Raw genomic sequence first — 25540 nt, forward strand, 5'->3', positions numbered from 1 at the left:
GCAAGGAATACATATGTGTACGCAGCTTCACCGCAGCTCGCGTTTCTCCACAAACACGCCGAACATAGTGGTCAGGATGCTGACATTAACCATCGGCAACACCAGTGTTCCGAAAAACAGCGCCAGCAAGGCACCCAAAATCGGAACGAAAGCCAGTGCCGATATTACAAACTGAATAAGCATATGAAAAATTGCTCCCACGATCACCAACACAATGATCGCCCCACTGGACCCAACAGTGCCAGCCCACGCTTGGCCAAGCGTCAAAGGCCGCCCAATGGCCGTCGCAGGAAGAATGATCGACAAGCGATAAAATGCGATGAACACGAAGATTGAAAAGCCCACCATAGCGATCAGGGCCAACACGCGCCCTCCGGTAGCCGTTGCAAGAAAACTAAGGGGCACAAAGGCAAGCGCAACGAGCGCAACAAGCAGGCCAATCAAAATCAACCGTCCCAGATAGGCAAGGATTCTGTCGAACCGGAATGTCGGGAAAAGACCCCGAGGGTATTCCTCAAGCAGTATGAACCGGTGCCACGACACAGCGATCCAGAACATCGTCACGATGAAAATAACCGCCAAGCAAAGGAAAAACAGAACAACCGAGCCAGAAGGTTCAGTCGAGTTGGCATCAAGTTGGTCCAATGGGACATCCAGCACAAAAAACAAGCCGATCAAAAGCGCTGTCGCCACGATGGCCGGACCAAGTGTGATCTGCAAAACCTGTTTGAGATTTCCAAAAACCATTCGCACCGAGTGCATAAAAATCTGCCAACCCAACATCGTAAAATCTGTCCCTTCAACCAATTCGTGTTTTATGTGCGAATGTTTCACCCGAAATCAGGCAGCCCGTCAACGCAGATAACTTGCCCCGCGCGGCAAAACCCGTTAGGGGCCAGTCGTTCTACGCATAAAGGGAAGTCAGATGTCCGCGCCCAAGAAAGTTGTTCTGGCCTATTCCGGTGGCCTTGATACCTCGATCATTCTGAAATGGTTGCAGACCGAATATGGTTGTGAGGTCGTCACCTTCACCGCCGATCTGGGTCAGGGTGAAGAGTTGGAACCAGCTCGCCAAAAGGCCGAGATGCTGGGGATCAGCCCCGAGAACATCTTTATTGAGGATATTCGCGAAGAGTTCGTCCGTGATTTCGTCTTCCCCATGTTCCGCGCCAATGCCCAGTATGAGGGTCTGTACCTGCTGGGCACGTCGATTGCGCGGCCTCTGATCTCGAAGCGTCTGGTTGAGATCGCTGCCGAAACCGGGGCCGACGCCGTGGCGCATGGCGCGACCGGCAAGGGCAACGATCAGGTGCGGTTCGAATTGGCTGCTTACGCTCTGAACCCAGAAATCAAGGTGATCGCACCTTGGCGTGAATGGGATCTGACCAGCCGGACCCGTCTGATCGAATGGGCCGAAGCGCATCAAATTCCGATCGCCAAGGACAAACGCGGCGAGGCCCCGTTCTCGGTCGATGCGAACCTGCTGCACACCTCGTCCGAGGGCAAGGTTCTGGAAGACCCCGCCGATATGGCACCCGACTATGTCTATCAGCGCACAGTCCATCCCGAAGACGCCCCGAACGAGCCCGAGTTCATCGAAATCGGCTTTGAAAAAGGCGACGCGGTCAGCATCAATGGCGAGGCGATGAGCCCGGCTACCATCCTGACCAAGCTAAACGAATATGGAGGCAAGCACGGCATTGGCCGTCTGGATCTGGTCGAAGGCCGGTTCGTTGGTATGAAATCGCGCGGCATCTACGAAACGCCAGGCGGCACAATCCTGCTGGAAGCGCACCGTGGTATCGAATCCATCACCATGGACCGCGGCGCGATGCACCTGAAAGACCAGCTGATGCCGCAATATGCCGAGCTGATCTATAACGGCTTCTGGTACTCACCCGAGCGTGAGATGCTGCAGGCCGCCATCGACAAGAGCCAGGAACATGTCACCGGCACCGTCCGCGTGAAACTGTACAAAGGTCTTGCCTCGACCGTAGGCCGCTGGTCGGATCACTCGCTGTATTCCGAAGCGCATGTGACCTTTGAGGAAGATGCCGGTGCCTATGACCAAACCGACGCGGCGGGCTTCATCCAGTTGAACGCGCTGCGCCTGAAGCTGCTGGCCGCGCGTGAAAAGCGTCTGTCGAAGTAATCAAAACTGATCTTTGATGGAACCCGGCGCCCGAAACGGCGCCGGGTTTTCTTGTGCCATCACTGCCACGTCAGTTCCCGTTGGGTCACCCTTGCCTGACGTCGCGCTTTACCCGTACGCAAAGGTCAACCGAGGAGGAACACCATGTTGCAAGAGATCGCGGACGGCATTCAAAAAGGTCTGACCGGCAAGAATTTTGACGGCTCGCTGAAGTTCGATTGCGGAGAGGACGGTGTCATCGTTCTGGCCGATAATCAAGCCACGACGCAGGATCAGGATACCGACTGTACGATCCGCATTTCCAGGGACAATCTGACCAAGCTGCTAACCGGGAAACTGAACCCGATGACAGGCGTCGCGTTGGGCAAGCTCAAGATTTCGGGAAATATGGGCGTGGCGATGAAGCTGGGGCAGTTGCTGGGATAAACTCGTCTCACCACCGCGTGACGAACCATGTCAGCGGATTGCATGAGACGAAAAGAGAGGGCAGCTTTGATGTCAGAAGGAGACCTGCCATGACTCGCATCGCTTATCTCGACTACGTCAAACCGACGCTTCTTTTTGCTTTGATTACGATCGCAGCCTTGCTGCGTGCAGCCCCTGCGCCCGCCGCCGGGACCGAAACCCTAACCGTTGCCGGAGGGTGTTTCTGGTGCGTCGAATCCGATTTCGAATCTGTCCCCGGCGTGATCGGAGCGGTTTCGGGCTTTACAGGCGGTCAGGTGGCCAACCCCACTTATGATCAGGTGTCCAAAGGTGGCTCGGGCCATTATGAGGCCGTGCAGATCACGTTCGATCCGGCTCGCGTTTCCCGTGAAACCCTGCTGAACATGTTCTTCCGCTCGGTCGACCCCACGGATGCTGGCGGTCAATTCTGTGACCGAGGTGACAGCTATCGCACCGCGATTTTCGTCTCTAACGCAGGCGAAAAAGCCAAGGCCGAAGCAGCCAAAGCCGACGCCCAACGCGCCTTGGGCCAGACGGTCGTAACGCCGATCCTGCAAGAAGGCGCGTTTTATCCGGCAGAGGAATACCATCAGGACTACTACAAGGGCGACAAGCTGGTCTTTACCCGGTTCGGCCCAAAGCGTCAGAAGAACGCCTATAAGGCTTACCGCAAAGCCTGCGGCCGCGATGCCCGCGTCAAACAGCTTTGGGGCGGCGACGCACCCTTTGCCGGGTCTTAATCGAACCGCGCCTCCCGGACGTCTTTGAGGTCCGGTATTACATCCGCCGTACCGTGCCGCGTGACCATCAGGGCCGCGGCACGATTTGCTTGGGTGATCGCCTGCGCCATTGGCATCCCGCGATCCATCCCGGCCAGAACATACCCCGTAAATGTATCGCCCGCACCCGTAGTATCCACGGCATGTACCTTGTGGGCCGGAAAATCCGAGACCTCTCCACGGTGATAGTACCGCGCGCCCTCGGCACCCAACGTGACAATCACATGCTCAATCTGAAGGTCCGTTACAGATTGACCGGTGGCCTCGCGCAGCTGCTCGGCCTCGACCGCGTTGAGGATCAAAAAATCCAGATATGGCAGCACGGCCTGAACGGACTCTGCCTGAAACGGAGCAGCAGCATAACAGACCGTCAGGCCCAGCTCGCGTCCCATCTTCGCCGCCTCAACCTGCAGATTGGTTTCGTTCTGCATCACCAACAGATCGCCTCGCGACGCAGATGACAGCGCTTGCCCCAGCTGATCCTGAGAGATCGCGTGGTTCGAACCCTGGAACAGGATGATATTGTTCTCACCTTCGGAATCCACAGCGATGATCGCATGGCCCGTGGGCACATCCACCTGCGCGATATAACGGGTATCAACGCCATATTCCGTCAGCCGATCCCGTGCCCAGCGCCCGTCGAAACCGACGGCCCCGATATGCGCAATCCGCGCCCCTGCTCGGGCCGAAGCCACGGACATGTTTGCGCCCTTGCCGCCCAGAAACCGGTCCAGCCGATTGGCCGACAGCGTTTCCCCCGGTCCGGGTAGGTGCGGCACATCATAGATCATGTCCGCATTGATCGAGCCGAGGTTCCAGATCGTCATGGTTTGCCCGAAATGTCACACGAGGCCAGAATGGCCATGTTCAGGATGTCATTCGCCGTCGAGACGGTCGAACAGATTTGAATCGGCTTGTCGATCCCAGACAGGATCGGGCCAATCACGGTCGCGCCGCCCATCTCCTGCATCAGCTTGGTCGAGATCGAGGCCGAGTGCCGCGCGGGCACGATCAGGATATTGGCTGGGCCGGTCAAACGCTGGAACGGATAGCCCGCCTGTTGATCCACATTCAGGGCCACATCCACGGTCATCTCGCCTTCGTATTCGAAATCGACACCGCGCTGATCCAGAACCGCAGGTGCACGGTGCATCTTTTCGGCGCGTTCCGACACCGGATAGCCAAAGGTCGAGAAACTGACGAAGGCAACGCGTGGTTCAAGCCCCATATGGCGCGCAACGGCGGCTGAGCGTTCGGCAATATTTGCCAGATCATTCTCATCCGGCCATTCATGGACCAGCGTATCGCCGATCAGAACAATCCGCCCCTTGTGCAAAAGGGCCGTCACACCCGCTGCTCCGTGCGCGGCGTCGGCGTCAAACACATGGTTGATCCGGTCCAGCACATGCGCCGACTTGCGCGTCGCCCCCGTGACCAGACCATCGCCATGGCCATGGGCCAGCATCAACGAAGAAAACACATGCCGGTCGCGCGCGGCCAAACGGTGAATATCCTTGCGGTCGAACCCTTTGCGTTGCAGACGCTGATAAAGAAAATTCGAGTAGGTCTCGAGATGGTTGGTATTGGCAGCATTCACCACCTCCAACTCGCGCACGGCATCGCCCAGACCGGCCTCTTCCAGCTTTTGCTTCACGTCATCGGGGCGCCCCACAACCAGTGCCTTGCCAAAGCCCGACCGCTGATATGTCACTGCGGCGCGCAGCACGCGAGGGTCGTCGCCCTCGGCAAAGATCATCCGGCTTTGCGCGGCGCGGGCACGGGCGTTCAGACCACGTAGGATGCTGGCGGTCGGGTCCATGCGGGATTTCAGGCTCAGTTCATAGGCGTCCATGTCGATGATCGGACGCCGCGCTGCGCCGGTATCCATCCCGGCCTTGGCAACGGCAGGCGGAATGCGGTGGATCAGACGCGGGTCGAACGGCGTCGGTATGATGTAATCGCGCCCGAATGTCAGCGATTTGCCATAGGCCATGGCGACCTCATCCGGCACATCCTCGCGCGCCAAATTTGCCAACGCGTGGGCACAGGCAATCTTCATCTCGTCATTGATGGCGCGGGCGTGGATATCCAGCGCGCCGCGGAACAGGTAGGGAAAGCCCAACACGTTGTTCACCTGGTTAGGGTAATCGCTGCGTCCGGTGGCGACGATGGCATCGACGCGGACCTCATGCGCTTCTTCCGGGGTGATCTCGGGGTCGGGGTTTGCCATAGCGAAGATGACAGGGTTGTCGGCCATCGAGGCAACCATGTCCTGCGTCACCGCGCCTTTGACCGAAACGCCCAGGAAGACGTCTGCGCCTTTCATCGCCTCTTCCAGCGTGCGCAGGTCCGTGGTGATCGCATGGGCCGATTTCCACTGGTTCATCCCCTCGGTCCGGCCTTGATAGATCACGCCCTTGGTGTCGCAAACGATGCAGTTCTCATGCCGAGCGCCCATGGATTTGAGCAGCTCAATACAGGCGATCCCCGCCGCACCTGCCCCGTTCAGAACGATCTTCACGTCCTCAATCTTCTTGCCCGAGATATGCAGCGCATTCAGCAGACCCGCTGCACAGATCACCGCGGTCCCGTGTTGGTCATCGTGGAAGACTGGAATATCCATCTCTTCCTTCAGGCGCTGTTCGATGATGAAACACTCGGGCGCCTTGATGTCTTCAAGGTTGACGCCGCCGAAGGTCGGCCCCATGAGTTTCACCGCACGGCAGAATTCATCCGGGTCCTCGGTATCCAGCTCGATATCGATCGAGTTCACATCGGCGAAGCGTTTGAACAGAACGGCCTTGCCTTCCATCACCGGCTTACCGCCCAGTGCACCAAGGTTCCCAAGGCCCAGAACTGCCGTCCCGTTCGAGATCACAGCCACCAGATTGCCCTTGTTGGTATAGTCATACGCCGTCTCGGGCGCGGCAGCGATGGCCTCACAAGGCACCGCGACACCGGGACTGTAGGCCAGCGACAGATCGCGCTGCGTGGTCATGGGAACGGTGGCCTGCACCTCCCACTTGCCGGGGGTGGGGTCCAGGTGAAAGGCCAGTGCCTCTGCTTCGGTGATCTTCGTTTTGGGCATCTTTTAGGTCGTTTCCATGACTTCGGGGCTTATGCGTCATAGCGCAGGCAGGGCTGCGCCTCAACGACAATACGTTTTCACCTTTCGTCACGGTTGGGGGATTTGTAAGGTCGCGACCGGAAGACGCCAAGAGGGGGCCGCTTTTGTCCACAGTCACGCCGATGATGGCGCAATATCTTGAGATCAAAGAGGCCCATTCAGACGCCCTGCTGTTCTACCGCATGGGCGATTTCTATGAGATGTTTTTCGAGGATGCGGTGAACGCCGCCGAGGCGCTGGACATTGCCCTGACCAAACGCGGCAAGCACAACGGGGCAGACATCCCAATGTGCGGCGTGCCGGTTCATGCCGCCGAGGGCTATCTGCTGACGCTGATCCGCAAAGGCTTTCGCGTGGCCGTATGCGAACAGATGGAAAGCCCGGCTGATGCGAAGAAAAGAGGCTCTAAATCGGTCGTTCGGCGCGATGTTGTGCGTCTCGTGACGCCCGGCACACTGACCGAGGACGCCCTGCTTGAGGCCCGCCGCCACAACTTTCTGGCCGCTTACGCCGAGGTCCGGGATGAGGCCGCTTTAGCCTGGGCCGACATTTCCACCGGGGCGTTTCACGTAATGCCTTTGACATCAGTTCGGCTCAGCCCTGAGCTGGCGCGGTTGGCCCCGTCCGAGTTGATCGTGGGCGACGGGATGGAACAGGCGTTGAACGAGACGGTCCGTGATCTGGGCATTTCGCTTACCCCCATCGGGCGCGCCAGTTTCGACAGTACAGCTGCGGAAAAACGCATATGTGGGCTGTTTCACGTAGGTGCCTTGGATGCGTTCGGTAGTTTTGGCCGGGCCGAAGTGTCCGCCATGGGTGCGCTGATCGATTATCTTGAGATCACCCAAAAGGGCAAATTGCCCTTGCTGCAAACACCGCTCAAGGAATCCGAGGACCGCGTGGTGCAGATCGACGCCGCCACGCGCCGCAATCTGGAACTCACACGATCCCTGTCAGGTGGGCGCGCCGGATCACTGCTTTCTGTGGTTGACCGCACAGTGACGCCGGGCGGCGCGCGACTGCTGGAGCAGCGCCTGTCCAGCCCGTCCCGCAATCTGGACGTGATCCATGCACGACTCGATGCGGTGGCTTTCGCGACCGAGGACAGCCTGATCGCGTCAGATCTGCGCGAGGCGCTGCGCAAAACCCCCGATCTGGACCGCGCCCTGTCGCGCCTGTCACTTGAACGCGGCGGGCCACGCGATCTGGCCGCAATCCGCAACGGCCTGATGCAGGCGGCCGCGATTGCTGAAATCTGTGAGGCGCAGGATCTGCCCGTTCTGCTCTCGACCGCATTGAAAAACCTTGTAGGGTTCGACGATCTACTAAACCTTCTGGACGAAGCATTGGTGGCCGAGCCACCCCTTCTGGCCCGCGACGGAGGCTTCATCGCCCCCGGTTTCGACGCAGAACTGGACGAAGCGCGCACCCTGCGCGATGAAGGTCGATCCGTCATCGCTGGATTCCAGCAGAAATACGCGGAACATACCGGCATCACGTCGCTGAAAATCAAGCACAACAACGTGCTGGGCTATTTTATCGAAACAACGGCCACACATGCCGAAAAAATGCTGAACCCGCCGTTCTCTGAGACCTATATCCACCGCCAGACCACCGCGAACCAAGTACGGTTCACTACGGTCGAACTGTCCGAGATCGAAACCCGCATCCTAAACGCCGGAAACATGGCGCTTGAGATTGAAAAACGGCTCTATCAAAGGCTTTCTTGCGATATTCTGACCCTCGCCGCCCGTCTCAACCAAGCTGCGCGAGGGCTGGCGGAACTGGACCTGACCACCGCGCTCGCCGATCTAGCGCGGGGTGAAAACTGGTGCCGCCCACAGGTCGACAGCTCGCGCGCGTTCAACGTGCAAGGCGGTCGCCATCCGGTCGTGGAACACGCGCTGCGCCAGCAATCGGGTGATGCTTTCATCGCCAATGACTGCGATCTGAGCGCCGATCAGGGGGCCGCGATCTGGCTGCTGACCGGTCCCAACATGGCCGGTAAGTCAACCTTCTTGCGCCAAAACGCGCTGATCGCCCTGCTAGCCCAAATGGGCAGCTATGTCCCAGCAGAACAGACCCATCTCGGCGTGGTCAGCCAACTGTTCAGCCGGGTCGGAGCCTCCGACGATCTGGCCCGCGGCCGCTCGACCTTCATGGTCGAAATGGTCGAAACCGCCGCCATCCTCAATCAAGCCGACGACCGCGCGCTGGTCATTCTGGATGAAATTGGCCGCGGCACCGCCACTTATGACGGCCTCTCGATCGCCTGGGCCACGCTGGAGCACTTGCACGCCGCCAACCAATGCCGCGCGCTGTTTGCCACCCACTACCACGAACTCACAGCACTGGCCGGAAAACTCGAAGGCGTCGACAACGCCACCGTCGCTGTCAAGGAATGGGAGGGCGAGGTGATCTTCCTGCATGAGGTCCACAAAGGCGCCGCCGACCGCTCCTATGGCGTGCAGGTCGCACAGCTGGCGGGCCTCCCAGCATCTGTCGTCGATCGCGCCCGAACCGTCCTTGAACAACTGGAAAAAACCGAACGCGAAGGCGGCAAGCAAAAAGCGCTGATTGACGACCTACCACTTTTCTCAGCTGCGCCACCACCTCCACCACACACGCCGAAACCCTCGCCGGTCTCAGACATGCTGCAAGATATCCTGCCGGACGAACTCACTCCACGCGAAGCACTCGACCTGATCTACAAACTAAAAGAGGCGGCCAAAAACTGACCGCCCCTTCTTCTGTTCAAAAATACCTCCGCCGGAGGCTTGGCCTCGCAGAGGCCAATCAGCTCGCAGGTGTCGACGACACTCCAACCTGCGCCGGACGCAGCAAACGGTCATGCAGCATGAATCCTTCAGCCGAGACCTGAATGATGTCGCCCGCCTTGGTGCCAGGCACCGGGGCTTCGAACATCGCCTCATGCATGTTTGGATCAAACCGATCCCCAACTTCCGGCGTGATCACCACAATCCCATGTTTTTGGAATACGTCCTTCAGTGCGCGCATGGTCAGTTCCACGCCTTCTATCAAACCAGCAGCCACTTCTTTCTGCTCATCGGTCGCAGCCTCAAGCGCGCGTTTCATGTTATCGTAAACCGGCAGCATGTCACGGGCCAGCTTTGACCCTCCATACTGTTCCGCATCGCGACGGGCCTTATCGCCACGTTTCCGCGCGTTCTCTGCATCCGCCAGGGCGCGCATGAACTTGTCCTTGAACGCATCTCGCTCGGCGCGCAACGCGTCGATCTCAAGCTCTTCTTCGCTAATCTCAACAAGGTCCTCGGCCAGCTCTTCCGCTTCGGCCATTGCGATATCGTCCAGAAAATCTTCGTTTTTGGGCTCTGCCATCTCTTACCCTCTAGCTCCGGTCGGAAATCAGCTTGCCGACCAGTTGCGCCGTATAATCCACGATCGGCACGATCCGTCCATAGTTCAGTCGCGTGGGTCCAATAACCCCGACCGCACCAATTATCTTACGATCAGCGTTCATATATGGAGACACCACCAAAGAGGAACCCGAAAGTGAGAAAAGTTTGTTCTCAGAGCCGATAAAAATGCGCACACCCTCGCCATCTTCGGTCAATTCAAGGAATTCGGCGATGTCACGCTTACGTTCCAGATCGTCAAACAGGGTGCGAATGCGGTCCAGCTCTTCAACTTCGCCCGAATCCGCCAGCAGATTCGCCCGCCCCCGCACGATCAACCGGGCCGAGTCGCCTCCGTCCCCGTCCCAGGCCGCGATTCCGCTTTCGACCATGTCACGCGCCAGAACATCAATTTCCTGTTTACGCGCGTCGATCTGAGACAGCATCTGCTTGCGCACTTCGCTAATCGTGCGGCCCTCAATCAGCGCGTTCAGGAAATTCGCCGCCTCACGCATGGAACTGGGCGTCTGCCCCGGCGGCGGAGTGAACAGGCGGTTTTCCACGTGCCCGTCCGAAAACACCAGCACCACCAAAGCGCGGTCATGGCCCAGCGAGACAAACTCGATATGCTTGATCTCGGCCTCATGCTTGGGCGTCAGCACCAGTGACGCACCTTGCGTCACGTGTGACAAGGCCGATCCCACCCGGTCCAGCATTCCGCCCACATCGCCCGTGCTAGAGCCTAATGTTTCATTCAGCTTCTGCCGATCGTCGGCGCCCAGATCGCCAACCTCAAGCAACCCGTCAACAAACATTCGCAGCCCCTGCTGCGTCGGAATCCGCCCTGCGCTTACATGAGGGCTGTCCAGCAGGCCCAGAAACTCCAGATCCTGCATCACATTGCGCACCGTCGCGGCGCTGACTTTCTCCGACAAGGTGCGGGTCAGGGTGCGGCTGCCCACCGGCTCGCCGCTCTCCAAATAGCTTTCGACGATCAACCGGAACACTTCGCGCGAGCGGTCGTTCATCTCATTCAGAATTTTACTTGCTTCGCTCATCGGCGGCCCCCTGCTGGATCGTCATTAAATCGCAGGTAAATGAAAGGTCAATCGGGGTTGCATCGTAACGCCACGGGGCGGTATCCCAAAGCCAGCAAACAAAGGATATTTCATGCGACCCTCAGGACGTAATCTAGACGAAATGCGCGCTGTTTCCATCGAGACAGGTTTCACCAAACATGCCGAAGGGTCCTGCCTGATCAAGATGGGCGACACCCATGTGCTGTGTACCGCCACGATCGAGGATCGCGTGCCGCCCTTTATCAAAGGCTCGGGCCTGGGTTGGGTGACGGCGGAATACGGCATGCTGCCCCGCGCGACCAACACGCGGATGCGGCGTGAGGCGGCCTCAGGCAAGCAAGGCGGTCGCACCGTGGAAATCCAGCGCCTGATTGGCCGCGCCCTGCGCGCCGGTGTCGACCGGGTTGCATTGGGTGAACGCCAGATCACTGTCGACTGCGACGTCATTCAGGCCGATGGCGGCACCCGCTGTGCCTCGATCACCGGCGGTTGGGTCGCGCTGCGTCTGGCAGTGAACAAGCTGATGAAAACGGGCGATGTCATTTCCGATCCTCTGGTTGATCCTGTCGCCGCCGTGTCTTGTGGCATCTATGCCGGTCAGCCGGTGCTGGATCTGGACTACCCCGAAGACAGCGAAGCCGGTGTGGATGGCAACTTCATCATGACCGGCTCGGGCAAGCTGATCGAAGTACAGATGAGCGCCGAAGGCTCGGTCTTTAGCCGCGCGCAGATGGATCAGCTGATGGATCTGGCCGAGAAAGGCGTCGGCGAACTGGCAGCGGCACAGAAAGCCGCCACCGCATGACCCGCAAGTTCGACAGCGACAGGCTGCTGGTCGCCACGCACAACAGAGGCAAGCTTGAGGAGATGGCGCATCTTCTTGAGCCCTTTGGCGTGACCGTGATCGGCGCGGGCGAGATGAATCTGCCCGAACCGGAAGAGACAGAGGATACCTTTGTCGGCAATGCCCGGATCAAGGCGCATGCCGCGGCCAAAGCGACCGGCCTGCCTGCTCTGTCGGACGATTCCGGGATCACCATCGACGCGCTGAACGGCGCACCCGGCGTCTACACTGCCGATTGGGCCGAAACTGGCAATGGCCGGGATTTCCTGATGGCGATGACCCGCGCTCATAATGAGTTGGAAGCCAAAAACGCCCCCCACCCGCGTACTGCGCAGTTCCGCAGCACCCTGGTGTTAGCCTGGCCCGACGGTCATGACGAAGTGTTCGAGGGCATCGCTCCCGGTCATCTGGTCTGGCCCATTCGCGGCGAAGGCGGTTTTGGCTATGACCCGATGTTTGTCCCCGACGGCTATGACATTACCTTTGCCGAGATGGATCGCTGGGAAAAGAACAAGATCAGCCATCGCGGCCGCGCGGTGGAGATGTTCGTGAAGGGCTGCTTTGGCGGATGATTGGCGCAACGGGGGCTTTGGCCTGTACGTGCATTGGCCCTTTTGCGAGGCCAAATGCCCCTATTGCGACTTCAACAGCCATGTTTCCCGTAATATTGATCAAAAACAATGGCTTGAGGCGTATCTGACCGAGCTGCGCCGCTCGGCCACCGAAACGCCCGATCGCATCCTGAACACGATCTTCTTTGGCGGAGGCACCCCATCTCTGATGGAGCCAGACACAGTCGCCGCTGTGATCGATGAAGCTCGCGCCTTATGGCGCCCCGCCAATGACATGGAAATCACGCTCGAAGCCAATCCCGGTTCAGTCGAGGCGGGCCGTTTCGCCGCCTATCGTGATGCCGGGGTCAACCGGATCTCGATGGGCGTGCAAGCGTTGAACGATGAAGATCTGCGCCGTCTGGGCCGCATCCACACGGTGGCCGAGGCCCGCGCCGCCTTTGATATCGCCCGGACCTGTTTCGAACGCGTCAGCTTTGACCTGATCTACGCCCGACAACACCAAACACTGGAAGACTGGCGCGCAGAATTGACCGAGGCGCTGTCGATGGCTGTCGATCACCTGTCGCTCTACCAACTGACCATCGAGGAAGGCACCGCCTTTGGCGACCGCTATGCAGTGGGCAAACTGCGCGGCCTGCCCGAGGATGACCACGCCGCTGACATGTATCTTGCCACGCAAGAGATTTGTGAGGCGCATGGCCTGCCGGCCTATGAGGTGTCAAACCACGCCCGACCGGGTGCGGAGTCGCGGCACAATCTGATCTATTGGAACTACGGGGATTATGTGGGCATCGGACCCGGCGCACATGGGCGCATCACGGTTCAAAACACTAAATACGCCACTGAAACTTACTTGTCGCCCACCGCGTGGTTGACCGCTGCCCTCAAGGGATCGGGTGAAAAGGAACGCACCGCGCTCAGCCCGCAAGAGCAGGCGAATGAATACCTTATGATGGGGCTACGTGTTTCGGATGGTCTAGATATAGATCGCTACAGTGCGCTATCATCGTATGAGCTGCCACATGGCAAACTCAACGATCTGAGTGAAATCGGCATGGTCGAGGTGCAAGACCGTCGGCTTAAGGCTACCAAAAACGGACGCGCCGTGTTGAATGCCGTTATCCGGGAATTGCTGGGGTAGCATGCAGTATCTTTGGGCTACTCTGGGATTGATTTGCGTGGCGCTTGCAGTCATCGGTGTCGTGCTGCCACTGCTACCGACCGTCCCGTTCCTGCTATTGGCCGCCTTCTTCTTCGCGCGCTCGTCGTCCCGTTTGCATAATTGGCTGATCACACATCGCACGTTCGGCCCAATGATTATTGATTGGCAAAGCTCCGGCGCCATTCGTGCAAGTGCAAAAAAAGCGGCAACCGTATCGATTGCCGCCGTTTTTGGAATTTCAGTCCTGATTTCTGTACCGGGGTACGTTCTTGCAATCCAGGCGGTCGTTTTGGGCGCTGTGCTAACCTTTATCTGGACCCGCCCTAACGGCTGAGCTTGGCGCAAAGATCGTCGAGTTGATCCAGGTTTTCATAGGTTAATACAACCTGCCCCGTCTCGGTCCCCGCTTTATGGTTGATGACAACCTTCATCGCCAGAATGGCTGACAGATCCTTTTCCAATGCCCGCGTATCCGCATCCTTCCCTGCATCCAGATTACGCGCCCGAGGGACCGGTTTGGCTTCATTCGGCTGCTGTTGTTTCTTGACCAACGCCTCCGTCGCGCGGACTGAAAGGCCATCGCGGATCACAATTTTCGCCAGCTCAGTTGGGTTTTCGGCGGTAATCAACGCCCGCGCATGGCCGCCGGACAGCTTTCCCTCGACCACGAAATGCTGCACATCCATTGGCAATGACAGCAATCGCAGCAGGTTTGCGATATGGCTCCGGCTTTTACCCAGAGCCTCGGCCATTTTTTCCTGCGTATGGCCAAAGCGGTCCATAAGCTGTTTGTAACCCGCGGCCTCTTCTACAGCGTTCAGGTCAGCACGCTGGATATTCTCAATTATCGCGACTTCCAGAACCTCGGTGTCGTCGAATTCCCGCACAATAACTGGAATTTCATGCAGTTGCGCCATCTGCGCAGCGCGCCAGCGCCGCTCACCAGCGACAATCTCATAATCACCTTCCGAGATTTCACGCACGATCAAAGGTTGGATAATGCCCTTTTCCTTGACCGAAGCCGCCAGTTCATCCAGTTGCTCTCGTGAAAAAGTACGGCGCGGCTGGTTCGGATTGGCGTGCAGTTTTTCAATCGGGACTTTCATGTCCGGGCGGCGTGGTTCGGACATGACGCGGCCTTCGGTTTCCTGCGTTACATCCGCCATCAATGCAGACAATCCGCGCCCCAACCCCCGAGGTTTCGATTTCTTTGCTGCCACTGTGACCTCCTACCGCCATTCAGGCGGCTTTTTTATTCTTATGCATGACCTCGCGCGCCAAGTGTCGGTACGCCATCGCCCCTAAGGACCCAGAATCATATTGCAGAACTGGCAAAGCGTAAGACGGAGCCTCGCTGACCCGAACATTTCTGGGTATCTTGGTTTTAAATACCATCTCACCCAGATTGTCACGCGCGTCTTTTTCCACCTGACGGGACAAGTTGTTGCGGTTGTCATACATAGTCAGCACAACACCTTCGATTCTGAGGTCGGGGTTTGCGGTTTGCCGAACCTCTCGAATGGTCAGCATAAGCTGCGATAGGCCCTCAAGCGCAAAGAACTCACTTTGCAGCGGAACCAGCACAGAATGCGCTGCAACCATTGCGTTGACGGTCAAAAGGTTCAGCGAAGGCGGGCAATCGATCAGAACAAAGTCAAACCCAAACTTGTCGATAGCGGTTTGACGCAATGCGTCATGAAGCAGATAGCTGCGTTTTTCGTTGGAAATAAGTTCGATATCAGCCGAACTTAGATCCACAGTCGCCGGGATAACAAAAAGCCCACCAATTTCTGTTTCCTGAACGACCGCCTCCAGCGGTGCATCATCCAGGATCAGATCATATGTCGTCCAATCCCGGTCTTCGACACCTAAACCGGTGGACGCGTTGCCCTGCGGGTCCAAATCGACCACGAGAACTTTGCATCCAGCTTCTGCCAGGCCCGCAGCGAGGTTGATCGCAGTTGTTGTCTTTCCAACACCGCCCTTCTGATTAGCTACCGCAATTATCCGAGGGCCAGAAGGACGAGACAAATCAACCACGGGAAACTCCTTTTATCTTAAGGATAACGGCTTGGGGCTCGGTTAAACTTTTAATCGGCTCGGCATCGAATATCCATTCCTCCTGCGCGTCCGACAGTTCTTTTTTCCACTTCGCGCCTTTCGGCAACAGGGCTGTCCCAGATTCGCCTAAATGCCTGTCGCAAAACGATAATAAGACCTTTAAATCTGCAAGCGCGCGGGCGGACAAAACATCGGCATTCAAGGGGTCAACGGATTCAATTCGTTTGGAAATTACCCGGCAATTCGTGCTGCATTCACGCGCCACATTTCGCAGAAATGCTGATTTTCTTTGATCACTCTCCACCAGTGTGAACGAGGCGTCCGGATATTCTTCCATAGCCAGAATCGCACAGACCATACCTGGAAATCCGCCCCCACTACCCAGATCAACCCAAGAATTGAAGCTGTCGGCGCAGCGATAAACTTGCACAGAATCCTTGATGTGCCGCTCCCATATGTCCTCCAGGCTGTTCCTCGAGACAAGATTTATGCTTTGATTCCACTTTTTGACCAAATCCACATAAGTGGTCAGCCGGGAAAATGTTTCACGTGAAACATTCAAGTCGTCCCTCATATCTTTCGCACTTTCTGGTTGCGGCGAAGTCTGGCCAAAACCAATGTCAGAGCTGCAGGCGTAACGCCTTCGACGCGACTAGCCTGACCAATATTCTCCGGCTTTGCTTGGGACAGCTTTTGTTTCATCTCTGACGACAGGCCTTCCAGGGCAAAAAAATCGAAACCCCTAGGAATTTCATAAGCTTCATCCCGGCGCATTGCTTCGACATCTCTTTTCTGCCGCTCAATATAGTTCGCGTACAGCGCGTCACGCTCCACTTGTTGGCGGATATCAGGGTCAACGGCTTCCGAGCCCGAAATTAGTGGGATCAAATCCGAGTAATTGACTTTGGGAAACGCCAGAATCGCCATGCCATCTCGACGATTGCCGTCGTTATTAACCGAAATTCCTGCCGCGTTTATCTCTTTCGGCGTATATTTCCGCTTATTTAGCAACGACTTTGCCGCCGTTAACTTCTTCATCTTCTCGGAAAACACTTCTTCCCGTTTAGGTGTTACGCACCCCAGCTTAATTCCGACCGGCGTTAACCTCTGGTCTGCATTGTCTGCTCGCAATGACAGGCGAAACTCAGCACGAGACGTGAACATCCGGTAAGGCTCCGCGACTCCCTTGGTGGTAAGGTCGTCAATCATTACCCCTATGTAACTGTCTGCACGTGTAAAATGAACAGGTTCTCTATCCAAGGTGGCCAGGGCGGCATTTAGTCCCGCTACCAAGCCCTGAGCAGCCGCCTCCTCATACCCAGTGGTTCCATTAATTTGACCTGCCAAATATAAACCTGGCACAGATGGCAGAGACAGCGAGGAAGTTAACACACGGGGATCCACGTAATCATATTCGATCGCGTATCCTGGTTGCAGAATCTTGGCTTTTTCCAAGCCCTTAATAGACTGGACATATTCGCGCTGAACACCCTGCGGCAACGAAGTTGAGATTCCATTTGGATATATTGTGTGATCATTGACCCCTTCCGGCTCCAGAAATATCTGGTGGGAGTCCTTTTCGGCAAATCGAACAATCTTATCTTCAATTGAAGGACAGTACCGCGGGCCAACGCCATCAATATGGCCGCCATACATTGCTGAACGCGCCAAGTTCTTTTCGATTATCTCGTGTGTTTGGGCATTCGTATGTGTAATACCACACGAGATTTGGGGAGCTACAACCGAACTGGACAAAAAAGAGAACAGGCTTGGTTCATCGTCTCCGTCTTGACGCTCTAGATCTGACCAATCAATCGTTCGTCCGTCCAATCTTGGCGGAGTGCCCGTTTTCAAACGACCAAGTGGCAACTCAAAGCTATCTAATCTTTCTGCCAATCGAACCGACGGTCTGTCGCCCATCCGTCCGCCCGGTTTGGACTGATCCCCAATATGGATCACACCGCGCAGAAATGTCCCGGATGTTAAGATCACTGCTTTTGCTCGGATTTCTGAGTCGTCCGCCAATCGGATACCGACAACGCGATCGGCGACCATCAGGAAATCAGTCACTTCACCGACAATAACGCTCAACTCTTGTTGAGCTTGAGTTTCTTTTTGCATAGCCGCCCGGTACAAAGCCCGGTCTGCCTGCGTTCGGGGACCTTGCACCGCGGGCCCCTTGCGGCGATTTAGCAACCGAAACTGAATTCCGGCCCGATCTGCGACGCGCCCCATAACGCCGTCCATGGCATCGATTTCGCGTACTAAGTGGCCTTTGCCCAGTCCTCCGATTGCTGGGTTACATGACATGACTCCAATGTCGGCGGCTGATAAAGTCACCAATGCGGTATTCACACCCATCCGTGCGGCTGCGTGGGCTGCCTCGGTTCCTGCGTGGCCCGCGCCGATGACGATGACATCAAAATCCGAATGTTTCACGTGAAACACTCCTTACTTGCCCAAGCAGAAACTCGAGAATATTTCGTCCAACAAGTCTTCAACCCCGATCCTCCCGACCAGAGATTCCAACGTTCTGATTGCTGTGCGCATTTCTTCCGCAGCGATATCATACAGGTCTGGGCCTGATTCCAGAACCGAGATTGCCGCGTTCAAGGCCTGTTGCGCATTGATCAGCGCAACACGGTGCCTTTCTCGTGTCGAAATACCAGATGTCGTGGTTCGCGATGACAAAATACGCGATATACGGGCAACAAGTGCATCCACTCCGTGGCCTGTTTTCCCAGAAATTCCATTTTCACCCTCGTCTCGAAGGTCGGATTTAGGGAAAACTTGGATATCGTCGGACTGAAACTGCACATCCAATTCGAACGGGTCAGCTGTCAGAAACACTCGCATATCCGCAGCTTCCGCCCGTTTCTTTGCCAACGCAATCCCCAATGATTCCACATGATCTTCGGTTTCGCGCAATCCGGCCGTGTCCAACAGTGTTACCGGCAGACCGTCCAAGTCCATCCGCACTTCGATCACATCGCGTGTAGTTCCGGCATATTCCGATGTTATCGCGGCTTCTCGCCCGGCCAACGCATTCAGCAAAGTAGACTTTCCAGCATTGGGCAAGCCGACAATAGCAACTTCAAATCCTGTGCGAATACGTTCAGCAATCTTGACGCCTTCGGCTTCACGCATCAGGTCGGACATGACACCTTCAACTAAGGCCCGAACTTCAGGAGTGACATCGGTTGGCACCTCTTCATCCGCAAAATCGATCACGGCCTCAAGCAGGGACGCAGCACGGATCAGGTCGCGACGCCAACGCTCGGCAAGCTGCCCCAGACCCCCAGCTAGAATAGTCTGCGCCTGCTTGCGTTGCGCTTCAGTTTCCGCGTCGATCAAATCGGCAAGACCTTCGACCTGAGTCAGATCCATCTTGCCGTTTTCCAACGCGCGACGGGTGAATTCTCCGGGTTCAGCCAGGCGCAAACCATCGGTATCGGACAAACACCGCATCACAGCATTCACCGACGCAGCGCTACCATGAATTTGCAGCTCTGCGACGTCCTCACCGGTGAAACTGGCCGGAGCCTGGAACGTCAGCACCAACCCGTTATCCAGACGAGATCCATCCGGCCCGCGTAGCGTGCGTAAATTCATACCGCGCGCGGGAAGTTCCCCGCCCGTCAGATCCCTGACCGCCGAGTGCGCTAAAGGACCAGAGAGGCGTATAACCGCCACCCCTGCTTTGCCTTGCGCGCTGGCCAAGGCGAATATCGTATCCATTCGAAGGCCTCGCGTCCGTTAAGACCTGTGTCAGGTATTCATTGAATCGAAGAACTCGCCATTCGTCTTCGTCTGTTTCAACTTGGACAGCAGGAACTCGATCGCGTCGGTCGTCCCCATCGGGTTGAGGATGCGGCGCAGAACAAATGTTTTGGCCAGATCACCCTTGTCGACCAGCAGATCCTCTTTCCGGGTGCCCGATTTGAGGATGTCAATCGCCGGGAACACACGCTTGTCGGCGATTTTGCGGTCCAACACGATTTCCGAGTTACCCGTGCCTTTGAATTCTTCAAAGATCACCTCGTCCATCCTGCTGCCGGTGTCGATCAGCGCTGTGGCGATGATGGTCAGCGAACCGCCCTCTTCGATGTTCCGGGCCGCACCAAAGAACCGTTTGGGTCGTTGCAGAGCATTCGCATCCACACCACCGGTCAGAACCTTACCCGAAGATGGGACCACAGTGTTAAACGCCCTACCAAGTCTTGTGATCGAGTCCAAAAGAATCACAACATCTCGTTTATGCTCAACCAGACGCTTAGCCTTTTCGATCACCATTTCCGAAACGGCCACGTGGCGCGTCGCCGGTTCATCAAAGGTCGAAGACACGACCTCACCCTTCACCGAGCGCTGCATGTCCGTCACCTCTTCGGGACGTTCATCGATCAGCAGGACGATCAGATAGCACTCGGGGTGGTTCTGTTCGATCGAGTGCGCGATGTTCTGCAGGATCACCGTCTTACCCGTCCGCGGAGGCGCCACGATCAGCGACCGCTGTCCTTTACCAATTGGTGCAACAAGGTCGATCACGCGAGCGGACTTGTCTTTGATGGTGGGATCTTCGATCTCCATCTTCAGACGTTCGTCTGGGTACAAAGGTGTCAGGTTGTCGAACAGGATCTTGTGCTTAGCTTTCTCGGGGTCTTCAAAGTTGATCTTTGTGACCTTGGTCAGCGCAAAATACCGTTCGTTGTCATCGGGCGCCTTGATTTCACCTTCAACGGTGTCGCCAGTGCGCAGCGAATGCAGGCGGATCATGTCAGGCGAGACATAAATGTCGTCAGGACCCGGCAGATAGTTTGCCTCGGGCGAACGCAGGAAGCCAAAACCGTCTTGCAGCACTTCCAGCACGCCATCGCCGCCAACGGTCCAGCCCTCATCCGCGCGTTCGCGCAGGATCTGGAACATCATCTCGCCCTTGCGCATGGTAGAGGCGTTTTCGATCTCCAGTTCTTCGGCCATCGCAAGAAGGTCTTTGGGGCTTTTGGCTTTCAGATCGGCCAGATTCAGGGATTCATTGGACATGATACAAACCTTCACCGCTGTCAGCGCGGCACGAAGTGGAATTTCAGTACGGAAGATACGCCGCCCGGACGGGCGTGTTGACCCCTACATAAGCGTGACCTTTGTTGGAGTCAAACTGCCCTTGTATTTCCTAAGTAGTTTGTGCCCTCAGAACTTCAGAACGACCGCCAGGACAATGATAACCATCAAAACCGTCGGAACCTCGTTCATCATGCGGTACTGCCGCCCAGTGAGCTTATTTCGCCCCTCTATGAAGTCCTTGCGCCGCGCCATCAGCCAATGATGGAACCAGGTCATCCCGATCACCGCGACCCCCTTGGCCCAGGGCCAAGTCCAATCCCAACCAACAATGCCGGGCGTGAAGACCATGATCAGCCCGCAGACCCACGCCACGACCATAGCCGGGCGCATGATCACGCGCAGCAGCTTTTCTTCCATTTCAAAGAAGATCTCCTGCGCTCCGTCGACCGCCTGAGCCTTTTCTACGTGATAGACGAACAAGCGGGGCAGATAGAACAACCCTGCCATCCATGAGATCACGGCCATGATGTGAACCGACTTTACCCACGGGTAGATTGCGAAAAGAAGGTCGGTCATGCTGGCTCCGAAGGTTTCCCGGAACCCTCCCTAATAAAAAAATAAGAAAAGAAAAAGGATGATGGTTTTGTAGGGTGGTTCAAATCCGTGGATTACTTTTTTACACATATGTTTTCCCCAAGTGGACAGAATCCGGTTCTGGCCGGGTGATTCTGTTGAGGGAAATTTTTTCTGATTAATTTCAGTGATTTATACTTTTCTTGAATATGAATCACTGGGGATAAGTCTTTGGGTATATATGGAAAACCCTGGTTTTCCCGTCTGTCGAGTTATCCTTGTCCCTATTGGATAGTATTCGGGCGAATCCGGGATGTTTGACGCGAAAATCGCGGGCTTGCGTGTCAACAGGAAAACCATACAAACCATCCCGGAACCGTTAACGATTTGCTCAGGGGGTTTTCCACATGTCTGTCCCCATCATTCTGGCCTCAGGCTCGTCCATCCGGGCGGAGTTGTTGCGCAATGCGCAGGTGCCGTTCTGCGTGCAAACCGCGCGCGTCGATGAAGACACAGCCAAACGCGCCCTTCTGGCCGAAGGTGCCTCGCCCCGTGATGTTGCGGATGCTCTGGCCGAAATGAAGGCCCGCAAGGTCAGCGACAAACATCCCGGCGCGATGGTGTTGGGATGCGATCAAGTGCTGGACTTCGACGGTCAGCTTTTATCGAAACCACAAACGCCTGACGACGCGCTGGCGCAGCTTAGGACCATGCGGGGGAAACGGCATATGCTGCTATCGGCGGCCGTGATCTATCAGGATGGCGAGCCAATCTGGCGGCATGTGGGTCAGGTTCGCTTGCGGATGCGGATGAGCTCGGACGCATATCTGCGGGGCTACGTGGATCGAAGCTGGGACAGTATCCGTCACGCTGTTGGGGCCTATAAGCTGGAAGAAGAAGGTGTGCGCCTGTTCGCCACCATTGACGGAGACTATTTTAACGTCTTGGGTATGCCCTTATTGGAGCTGTTGAATTTTCTGGCCGTCAAAGGGGTGATTGATCAATGAGCAAGGCAAAGATTCCTCTGGCCGGGGTGATCGGGCACCCAGTGGCGCATTCGAAATCGCCTCAGTTGCATGGGCATTGGTTAAAGACCTATGGGTTGTCGGGTCACTACGTGCCGATGGATGTGTCCCCGGACGATTTACAGGATGTGTTGCGCGCTTTGCCCAAGGCTGGGTTCGTGGGATCCAATGTCACCGTTCCGCATAAAGAGGCTGCGCTACGTCTAGCCGATGAGGTCACGGACCGAGCGCGCAAGATTGGCGCGGCGAATACGCTGGTGTTTCAGGACGATGGCCGAATTCACGCCGACAACACCGATGGCTATGGATTTCTCGAGAACCTGCGCAGCGGCGCGCCGGATTGGTCCCCGACGGACGGACCTGCGGTTGTGTTCGGGGCAGGCGGTGCCGCGCGAGCGGTGCTTCAGGCTTTGGTCGAGGCAGATGTGCCCGAGATTTTTCTAACCAACCGTACCTGGGAGCGGGCCGAGACATTGCGAGATGAATTTGGGCCCAGCATCACGGTTGTCGATTGGGTTCAGGCCGGAAATGTGATCGAGGATGCCGAATTGGTGGTCAACACCAGCTCTTTGGGGATGCAGGGGCAGCCCGAGTTACGCGTGCCGCTGGACGGGTTGCAGCCCGGTGCGGTTGTGACGGACCTGGTCTACGCACCGCTGAAAACGCGTCTGCTGAAAACCGCCGAAGAGGCCGGCTGCACCACCGTCGATGGTTTGGGCATGTTGCTGCACCAGGCTGTGCCGGGTTTCGAAAGCTGGTTCGGTGTCCGCCCTGAAGTCAATGTAGACCTGCGCGCGGCTGTTTTGTCATGAGTTTCGCGCTTGGCCTGACGGGCTCGATCGGAATGGGCAAAAGCACCACAGCGCAAATGTTTGTCGATGAAGGCTGCGTGTTATGGGATGCTGATGCAGCAGTGCATAGACTCTATTCAAGGGGCGGTGCTGCCGTTGAACCGATGCAAGCCACTTTTCCCGCCGCAATCGTTGACGACGCGGTCAGCCGCGATGCGCTGAAACAGATCATCACAAATGACCCGGCTGCGCTCAAGCAGATCGAAGGCATCGTGCACCCCTTGGTTGCCGCAGACCGCGCTGCGTTTCGGGCAAACGCTACCGCGGATATTCTGGTTTTCGACATTCCCTTGCTATTCGAAACCGGTGGAGATGCTGCGATGGATGCCGTGGCTTGCGTGTCGATCCCGGCGGATGAACAAAAACGCCGCGTCATGGCGCGGGGAACGATGTCTGAGGCGCAGTTCGAACAGATCCGCGCCAAACAGATGCCGAATGACGAAAAATGCGCACGATCTGATTTCGTGATCGTGACGGACAGTCTGGACCATGCCCGCGCGCAGGTGCAGGATGTGGTCAGGCAGATACGGGCGGGTTTGGCAGATGCGTGAAATTGTACTGGATACCGAAACCACGGGGTTCGATCCCGAAAGTGGCGACCGCATCGTGGAAATCGGCGCGGTCGAGCTTTGGAACCACGTGGCCACGGGCGAGACCTATCACGTCTATATCAACCCCGAACGTTCGATGCCGGAAGAGGCGTTTGGCGTTCACGGTATCGGCCCGGACCTGCTGGAAACTCCGCGACCACCGGAAAAAGGTGAAGTAACACTGAAGGACAAGCCGGTTTTTGCCAAGGTCGGTCAGGGATTTCGCGACTTCATCAAGGATTCGAAACTGGTCATCCACAACGCCTCGTTCGACATGAAGTTCCTGAACGCCGAGTTGAAATGGATGGGCCTGCCGCAGATTCCGATGGATCAGGCGCTCGATACGCTGGCCATCGCGCGCAAACGCTTTCCGGGTTCACCCGCCTCGTTGGATGCGCTGTGCCGGCGGTTCAATATCGACAACTCGAACCGAACGCTGCACGGAGCGCTGCTGGACTCTGAGATTCTGGCCGAGGTCTATCTGGAGCTGATTGGTGGACGGCAGCCGGATTTCGGCCTTTCGACTGTCGCCTCTGCGGCAGGTGCGGGCGGCGAAGAGTGGCGACCCACGGCACGACCGACACCCTTGGCGTCAAAGATCACCGATGAAGAACGCACAGCACATGAAATATTTGTGGAAAAACTGGGCGAAAACGCCCTGTGGACCCGCGCCTGAGGGATTATCCGGCGCGGGTCGAATGGGTTAGGCTTCGGCTTTTTGTGCTTCGGCCTGACGACGCATCAACTCGTTGCGGTACAGGGCGACAAAGTCGATATTGTCCAGGTTCACCGGCGGATAACCACCGTCGCGGGTTACGTCGCTGACGATGCGGCGCAGGAACGGGAACAACATCCGCGGGCATTCGATCATCAGGAACGGATGCAGTTGGTCATCGGCCACACCTTCAACGTGGAACAAGCCGCAATAATCCAGCTCGCACAGGAACAGGATATCTTCCATGCCCTTGGCTTTGGATTTGAGGTTCAGTTTGACCGAAACCTCATACTGATGCTCAGTCGGGCGCTTTTTTGCATCAAGATTGACCTGAACGGAAATCTCGGGCTGCACGTCGCCGGATACGCCCTTTTGGGCCATCACGTTTTCAAACGACAGATCACGAATGAATTGTCCCAGAACGCGCATCTGGATCTGCGGTGCCGCCTGGGCTGCGGCGGCTGTGTTTTCTTTGGCGTCTTCTTCGGCCATTTATCTACTCCGAAACTAAAATTTGCCTTTGCTTAGCAAGTTGGGCGCGGCACCTCAATGCAGGTCACGGACCTTCGACCCATTTCGATGGTTTTGATGGGTCACGGCGGGGGTGAACCTCGGTGTATTCCCCGTCGATCACGTCGTCTTGCGGTGCAGGGTCAGGACCGGTGCGGAACTGCGCGCCACCACCCATCTGAAACTGGGTGATGGTTACCCTGGACTTAAGAAAATTGAAAACGGCCACCCGAACTCCGGGAATAAGCAAAGCAAAACCAATGGCATCGGTGAAAAACCCCGGTGTCAGCAGCAATACGCCAGACAAGAGGATCATGGCGCCATGGGCCAGCGGCTCGGTCGGGTCGTCCAGTTCGGCAAAGGATCGCTGCAGATTGGCCAATGCCATGCGACCTTGTGTCCGTACCAAAGCCGTGCCCAAAACAGCCGTCAGAACGACAATCGCAAGTGTTGGCCACAGGCCGATCAGGCCGCCGACCTGAATGAACAGGCCGATCTCGATGATCGGGACCAGCAAAAAAGCGAGGAACAGATACATATGCGTTATCCTTTAACCAGGCTCGGGCAGTAGACTTGTCCCGAACTGTCACCTACATAGTGGCAAGAGGCTGC

Annotated in this window: 26 protein-coding genes; 12 read left to right on the forward strand and 14 right to left on the reverse strand. The window is 56.8% G+C overall.

Annotated features, from left to right (window positions below; genetic code table 11):
* Positions 1 to 27: 27 nt before the first annotated feature.
* Entirely contained in the window at positions 28 to 720 is a 693-nt protein-coding gene (locus tag ACR3E7_RS13910; RefSeq protein ID WP_480505400.1) for a hypothetical protein, read from the reverse strand.
* Positions 721 to 925: 205 nt separating this feature from the next.
* Here ACR3E7_RS13910 and ACR3E7_RS13915 point away from each other — a divergent pair, with 205 nt between their 5' ends.
* From ACR3E7_RS13915 to msrA, 3 genes are all read left to right on the forward strand, one after another.
* A complete protein-coding gene (locus tag ACR3E7_RS13915) occupies positions 926 to 2152 on the forward strand; it encodes an argininosuccinate synthase (protein WP_170786164.1) in 1227 nt (408 codons plus the stop codon).
* 144 nt (positions 2153 to 2296) lie between these two features.
* Positions 2297 to 2578 carry an SCP2 sterol-binding domain-containing protein gene (locus ACR3E7_RS13920; protein ID WP_170786166.1) on the forward strand — a complete coding sequence of 94 codons (282 nt, stop codon included), beginning with the start codon at positions 2297 to 2299 and terminating at the stop codon, positions 2576 to 2578.
* Between the two features lie 89 nt (positions 2579 to 2667).
* Complete coding sequence (gene msrA, locus ACR3E7_RS13925) at positions 2668 to 3339, forward strand: peptide-methionine (S)-S-oxide reductase MsrA (protein WP_170786168.1); 672 nt, start codon at positions 2668 to 2670, stop codon at positions 3337 to 3339.
* On the opposite strand, the gene ACR3E7_RS13930 is transcribed toward msrA, so the two are convergent.
* Together ACR3E7_RS13930 and ACR3E7_RS13935 are read right to left on the reverse strand one after the other, a co-directional pair.
* Positions 3336 to 4205, reverse strand: coding sequence for a ribokinase (locus ACR3E7_RS13930; RefSeq protein ID WP_480505398.1), 870 nt, complete (start codon positions 4203 to 4205; stop codon positions 3336 to 3338). The genes msrA and ACR3E7_RS13930 overlap by 4 nt on opposite strands.
* Entirely contained in the window at positions 4202 to 6466 is a 2265-nt protein-coding gene (locus ACR3E7_RS13935) for an NADP-dependent malic enzyme (protein ID WP_170786172.1), read from the reverse strand. Before ACR3E7_RS13935 ends, ACR3E7_RS13930 begins: the two co-directional genes overlap by 4 nt.
* 161 nt (positions 6467 to 6627) lie before the next feature.
* On the opposite strand from ACR3E7_RS13935, the gene mutS reads away from it, so the two are divergent.
* Positions 6628 to 9243 carry a DNA mismatch repair protein MutS gene (gene mutS / locus ACR3E7_RS13940; RefSeq protein WP_480505478.1) on the forward strand — a complete coding sequence of 872 codons (2616 nt, stop codon included), beginning with the start codon at positions 6628 to 6630 and terminating at the stop codon, positions 9241 to 9243.
* 58 nt (positions 9244 to 9301) lie between these two features.
* On the opposite strand, the gene ACR3E7_RS13945 is transcribed toward mutS, so the two are convergent.
* Positions 9302 to 9865: a nucleotide exchange factor GrpE gene (locus ACR3E7_RS13945; protein ID WP_170771360.1), complete on the reverse strand. Its 564-nt coding sequence runs from the start codon at positions 9863 to 9865 to the stop codon at positions 9302 to 9304.
* A gap of 10 nt (positions 9866 to 9875) precedes the next feature.
* Entirely contained in the window at positions 9876 to 10940 is a 1065-nt protein-coding gene (hrcA, locus tag ACR3E7_RS13950) for a heat-inducible transcriptional repressor HrcA (RefSeq protein WP_480505395.1), read from the reverse strand.
* Between the two features lie 112 nt (positions 10941 to 11052).
* On the opposite strand from hrcA, the gene rph reads away from it, so the two are divergent.
* Genes rph through ACR3E7_RS13970 form a run of 4 tightly spaced genes read left to right on the forward strand, consistent with a single transcriptional unit; the run spans position 11053 to position 13876 of the window.
* Positions 11053 to 11766, forward strand: coding sequence for a ribonuclease PH (gene rph, locus ACR3E7_RS13955; protein ID WP_480505393.1), 714 nt, complete (start codon positions 11053 to 11055; stop codon positions 11764 to 11766).
* The gene (gene rdgB, locus ACR3E7_RS13960) at positions 11763 to 12377 is read left to right on the forward strand and encodes an RdgB/HAM1 family non-canonical purine NTP pyrophosphatase (protein WP_170771354.1); all 615 of its coding nucleotides are present in this window, start codon (positions 11763 to 11765) and stop codon (positions 12375 to 12377) included. Before rph ends, rdgB begins: the two co-directional genes overlap by 4 nt.
* The gene (gene hemW / locus ACR3E7_RS13965; RefSeq protein ID WP_480505391.1) at positions 12367 to 13521 is read left to right on the forward strand and encodes a radical SAM family heme chaperone HemW; all 1155 of its coding nucleotides are present in this window, start codon (positions 12367 to 12369) and stop codon (positions 13519 to 13521) included. The genes rdgB and hemW overlap by 11 nt, the downstream gene beginning before the upstream one ends.
* 1 nt (position 13522) lies before the next feature.
* Complete coding sequence (locus ACR3E7_RS13970; RefSeq protein ID WP_170771350.1) at positions 13523 to 13876, forward strand: YbaN family protein; 354 nt, start codon at positions 13523 to 13525, stop codon at positions 13874 to 13876.
* Here ACR3E7_RS13970 and ACR3E7_RS13975 read toward each other — a convergent pair.
* The 7 genes from ACR3E7_RS13975 to ACR3E7_RS14005 all read right to left on the reverse strand — a co-directional run bounded on the left by ACR3E7_RS13975 (position 13866) and on the right by ACR3E7_RS14005 (position 21240).
* On the reverse strand, positions 13866 to 14762 hold the full coding sequence (locus ACR3E7_RS13975; RefSeq protein WP_480505389.1) for a ParB/RepB/Spo0J family partition protein: 897 nt from the start codon (positions 14760 to 14762) through the stop codon (positions 13866 to 13868). The genes ACR3E7_RS13970 and ACR3E7_RS13975 overlap by 11 nt on opposite strands.
* A 19-nt stretch (positions 14763 to 14781) precedes the next feature.
* Positions 14782 to 15582 (reverse strand): ParA family protein, encoded by an 801-nt coding sequence (locus ACR3E7_RS13980; protein ID WP_170786181.1) that lies wholly within the window; start codon positions 15580 to 15582, stop codon positions 14782 to 14784.
* On the reverse strand, positions 15575 to 16177 hold the full coding sequence (rsmG, locus tag ACR3E7_RS13985) for a 16S rRNA (guanine(527)-N(7))-methyltransferase RsmG (RefSeq protein ID WP_480505387.1): 603 nt from the start codon (positions 16175 to 16177) through the stop codon (positions 15575 to 15577). Before rsmG ends, ACR3E7_RS13980 begins: the two co-directional genes overlap by 8 nt.
* Complete coding sequence (gene mnmG, locus ACR3E7_RS13990; protein ID WP_480505385.1) at positions 16174 to 18042, reverse strand: tRNA uridine-5-carboxymethylaminomethyl(34) synthesis enzyme MnmG; 1869 nt, start codon at positions 18040 to 18042, stop codon at positions 16174 to 16176. Before mnmG ends, rsmG begins: the two co-directional genes overlap by 4 nt.
* A 12-nt stretch (positions 18043 to 18054) precedes the next feature.
* On the reverse strand, positions 18055 to 19341 hold the full coding sequence (gene mnmE / locus ACR3E7_RS13995) for a tRNA uridine-5-carboxymethylaminomethyl(34) synthesis GTPase MnmE (RefSeq protein ID WP_480505384.1): 1287 nt from the start codon (positions 19339 to 19341) through the stop codon (positions 18055 to 18057).
* 30 nt (positions 19342 to 19371) lie between these two features.
* Positions 19372 to 20643 carry a transcription termination factor Rho gene (gene rho, locus ACR3E7_RS14000; RefSeq protein WP_170771337.1) on the reverse strand — a complete coding sequence of 424 codons (1272 nt, stop codon included), beginning with the start codon at positions 20641 to 20643 and terminating at the stop codon, positions 19372 to 19374.
* A gap of 147 nt (positions 20644 to 20790) precedes the next feature.
* A complete protein-coding gene (locus ACR3E7_RS14005; protein WP_170790202.1) occupies positions 20791 to 21240 on the reverse strand; it encodes a CopD family protein in 450 nt (149 codons plus the stop codon).
* Between the two features lie 404 nt (positions 21241 to 21644).
* Here ACR3E7_RS14005 and ACR3E7_RS14010 point away from each other — a divergent pair, with 404 nt between their 5' ends.
* From ACR3E7_RS14010 to dnaQ, 4 genes are read left to right on the forward strand one after another with little or no spacing between them, the layout of a single operon-like run.
* Positions 21645 to 22244 (forward strand): Maf family protein, encoded by a 600-nt coding sequence (locus ACR3E7_RS14010; protein WP_480505381.1) that lies wholly within the window; start codon positions 21645 to 21647, stop codon positions 22242 to 22244.
* The gene (locus tag ACR3E7_RS14015; protein WP_480505380.1) at positions 22241 to 23074 is read left to right on the forward strand and encodes a shikimate dehydrogenase; all 834 of its coding nucleotides are present in this window, start codon (positions 22241 to 22243) and stop codon (positions 23072 to 23074) included. Before ACR3E7_RS14010 ends, ACR3E7_RS14015 begins: the two co-directional genes overlap by 4 nt.
* The gene (coaE, locus tag ACR3E7_RS14020) at positions 23071 to 23664 is read left to right on the forward strand and encodes a dephospho-CoA kinase (RefSeq protein ID WP_480505378.1); all 594 of its coding nucleotides are present in this window, start codon (positions 23071 to 23073) and stop codon (positions 23662 to 23664) included. Before ACR3E7_RS14015 ends, coaE begins: the two co-directional genes overlap by 4 nt.
* Entirely contained in the window at positions 23657 to 24379 is a 723-nt protein-coding gene (dnaQ, locus tag ACR3E7_RS14025) for a DNA polymerase III subunit epsilon (protein ID WP_170790198.1), read from the forward strand. Before coaE ends, dnaQ begins: the two co-directional genes overlap by 8 nt.
* 27 nt (positions 24380 to 24406) lie before the next feature.
* Here the strand turns inward: dnaQ and secB are convergent, their stop codons facing one another.
* Entirely contained in the window at positions 24407 to 24910 is a 504-nt protein-coding gene (gene secB, locus ACR3E7_RS14030; protein WP_170771325.1) for a protein-export chaperone SecB, read from the reverse strand.
* 64 nt (positions 24911 to 24974) lie between these two features.
* On the reverse strand, positions 24975 to 25466 hold the full coding sequence (locus ACR3E7_RS14035) for an FxsA family protein (protein ID WP_170771323.1): 492 nt from the start codon (positions 25464 to 25466) through the stop codon (positions 24975 to 24977).
* Positions 25467 to 25540: the final 74 nt, after the last annotated feature.

This window comes from Ruegeria sp. BK1 (assembly GCF_056535645.1).

Excerpts from the sequence above, each read along its gene's own strand:
- ACR3E7_RS13920 (WP_170786166.1), top strand. The coding sequence starts at position 2,297 with ATGTTGCAAGAGATCGCGGACGGCATTCAAAAAGGTCTGACCGGCAAG.
- rph (WP_480505393.1), top strand. The coding sequence starts at position 11,053 with ATGCGACCCTCAGGACGTAATCTAGACGAAATGCGCGCTGTTTCCATC.
- ACR3E7_RS13945 (WP_170771360.1), bottom strand. The coding sequence starts at position 9,865 with ATGGCAGAGCCCAAAAACGAAGATTTTCTGGACGATATCGCAATGGCC.
- mnmE (WP_480505384.1), bottom strand. The coding sequence starts at position 19,341 with ATGGATACGATATTCGCCTTGGCCAGCGCGCAAGGCAAAGCAGGGGTG.
- rsmG (WP_480505387.1), bottom strand. The coding sequence starts at position 16,177 with ATGAGGGACGACTTGAATGTTTCACGTGAAACATTTTCCCGGCTGACC.
- ACR3E7_RS14035 (WP_170771323.1), bottom strand. The coding sequence starts at position 25,466 with ATGTATCTGTTCCTCGCTTTTTTGCTGGTCCCGATCATCGAGATCGGC.
- dnaQ (WP_170790198.1), top strand. The coding sequence starts at position 23,657 with ATGCGTGAAATTGTACTGGATACCGAAACCACGGGGTTCGATCCCGAA.
- ACR3E7_RS13930 (WP_480505398.1), bottom strand. The coding sequence starts at position 4,205 with ATGACGATCTGGAACCTCGGCTCGATCAATGCGGACATGATCTATGAT.
- msrA (WP_170786168.1), top strand. The coding sequence starts at position 2,668 with ATGACTCGCATCGCTTATCTCGACTACGTCAAACCGACGCTTCTTTTT.
- secB (WP_170771325.1), bottom strand. The coding sequence starts at position 24,910 with ATGGCCGAAGAAGACGCCAAAGAAAACACAGCCGCCGCAGCCCAGGCG.
- ACR3E7_RS14015 (WP_480505380.1), top strand. The coding sequence starts at position 22,241 with ATGAGCAAGGCAAAGATTCCTCTGGCCGGGGTGATCGGGCACCCAGTG.
- ACR3E7_RS13935 (WP_170786172.1), bottom strand. The coding sequence starts at position 6,466 with ATGCCCAAAACGAAGATCACCGAAGCAGAGGCACTGGCCTTTCACCTG.
- hrcA (WP_480505395.1), bottom strand. The coding sequence starts at position 10,940 with ATGAGCGAAGCAAGTAAAATTCTGAATGAGATGAACGACCGCTCGCGC.
- ACR3E7_RS13915 (WP_170786164.1), top strand. The coding sequence starts at position 926 with ATGTCCGCGCCCAAGAAAGTTGTTCTGGCCTATTCCGGTGGCCTTGAT.
- rho (WP_170771337.1), bottom strand. The coding sequence starts at position 20,643 with ATGTCCAATGAATCCCTGAATCTGGCCGATCTGAAAGCCAAAAGCCCC.
- ACR3E7_RS14010 (WP_480505381.1), top strand. The coding sequence starts at position 21,645 with ATGTCTGTCCCCATCATTCTGGCCTCAGGCTCGTCCATCCGGGCGGAG.
- ACR3E7_RS14005 (WP_170790202.1), bottom strand. The coding sequence starts at position 21,240 with ATGACCGACCTTCTTTTCGCAATCTACCCGTGGGTAAAGTCGGTTCAC.
- coaE (WP_480505378.1), top strand. The coding sequence starts at position 23,071 with ATGAGTTTCGCGCTTGGCCTGACGGGCTCGATCGGAATGGGCAAAAGC.
- ACR3E7_RS13970 (WP_170771350.1), top strand. The coding sequence starts at position 13,523 with ATGCAGTATCTTTGGGCTACTCTGGGATTGATTTGCGTGGCGCTTGCA.
- rdgB (WP_170771354.1), top strand. The coding sequence starts at position 11,763 with ATGACCCGCAAGTTCGACAGCGACAGGCTGCTGGTCGCCACGCACAAC.
- mutS (WP_480505478.1), top strand. The coding sequence starts at position 6,628 with ATGATGGCGCAATATCTTGAGATCAAAGAGGCCCATTCAGACGCCCTG.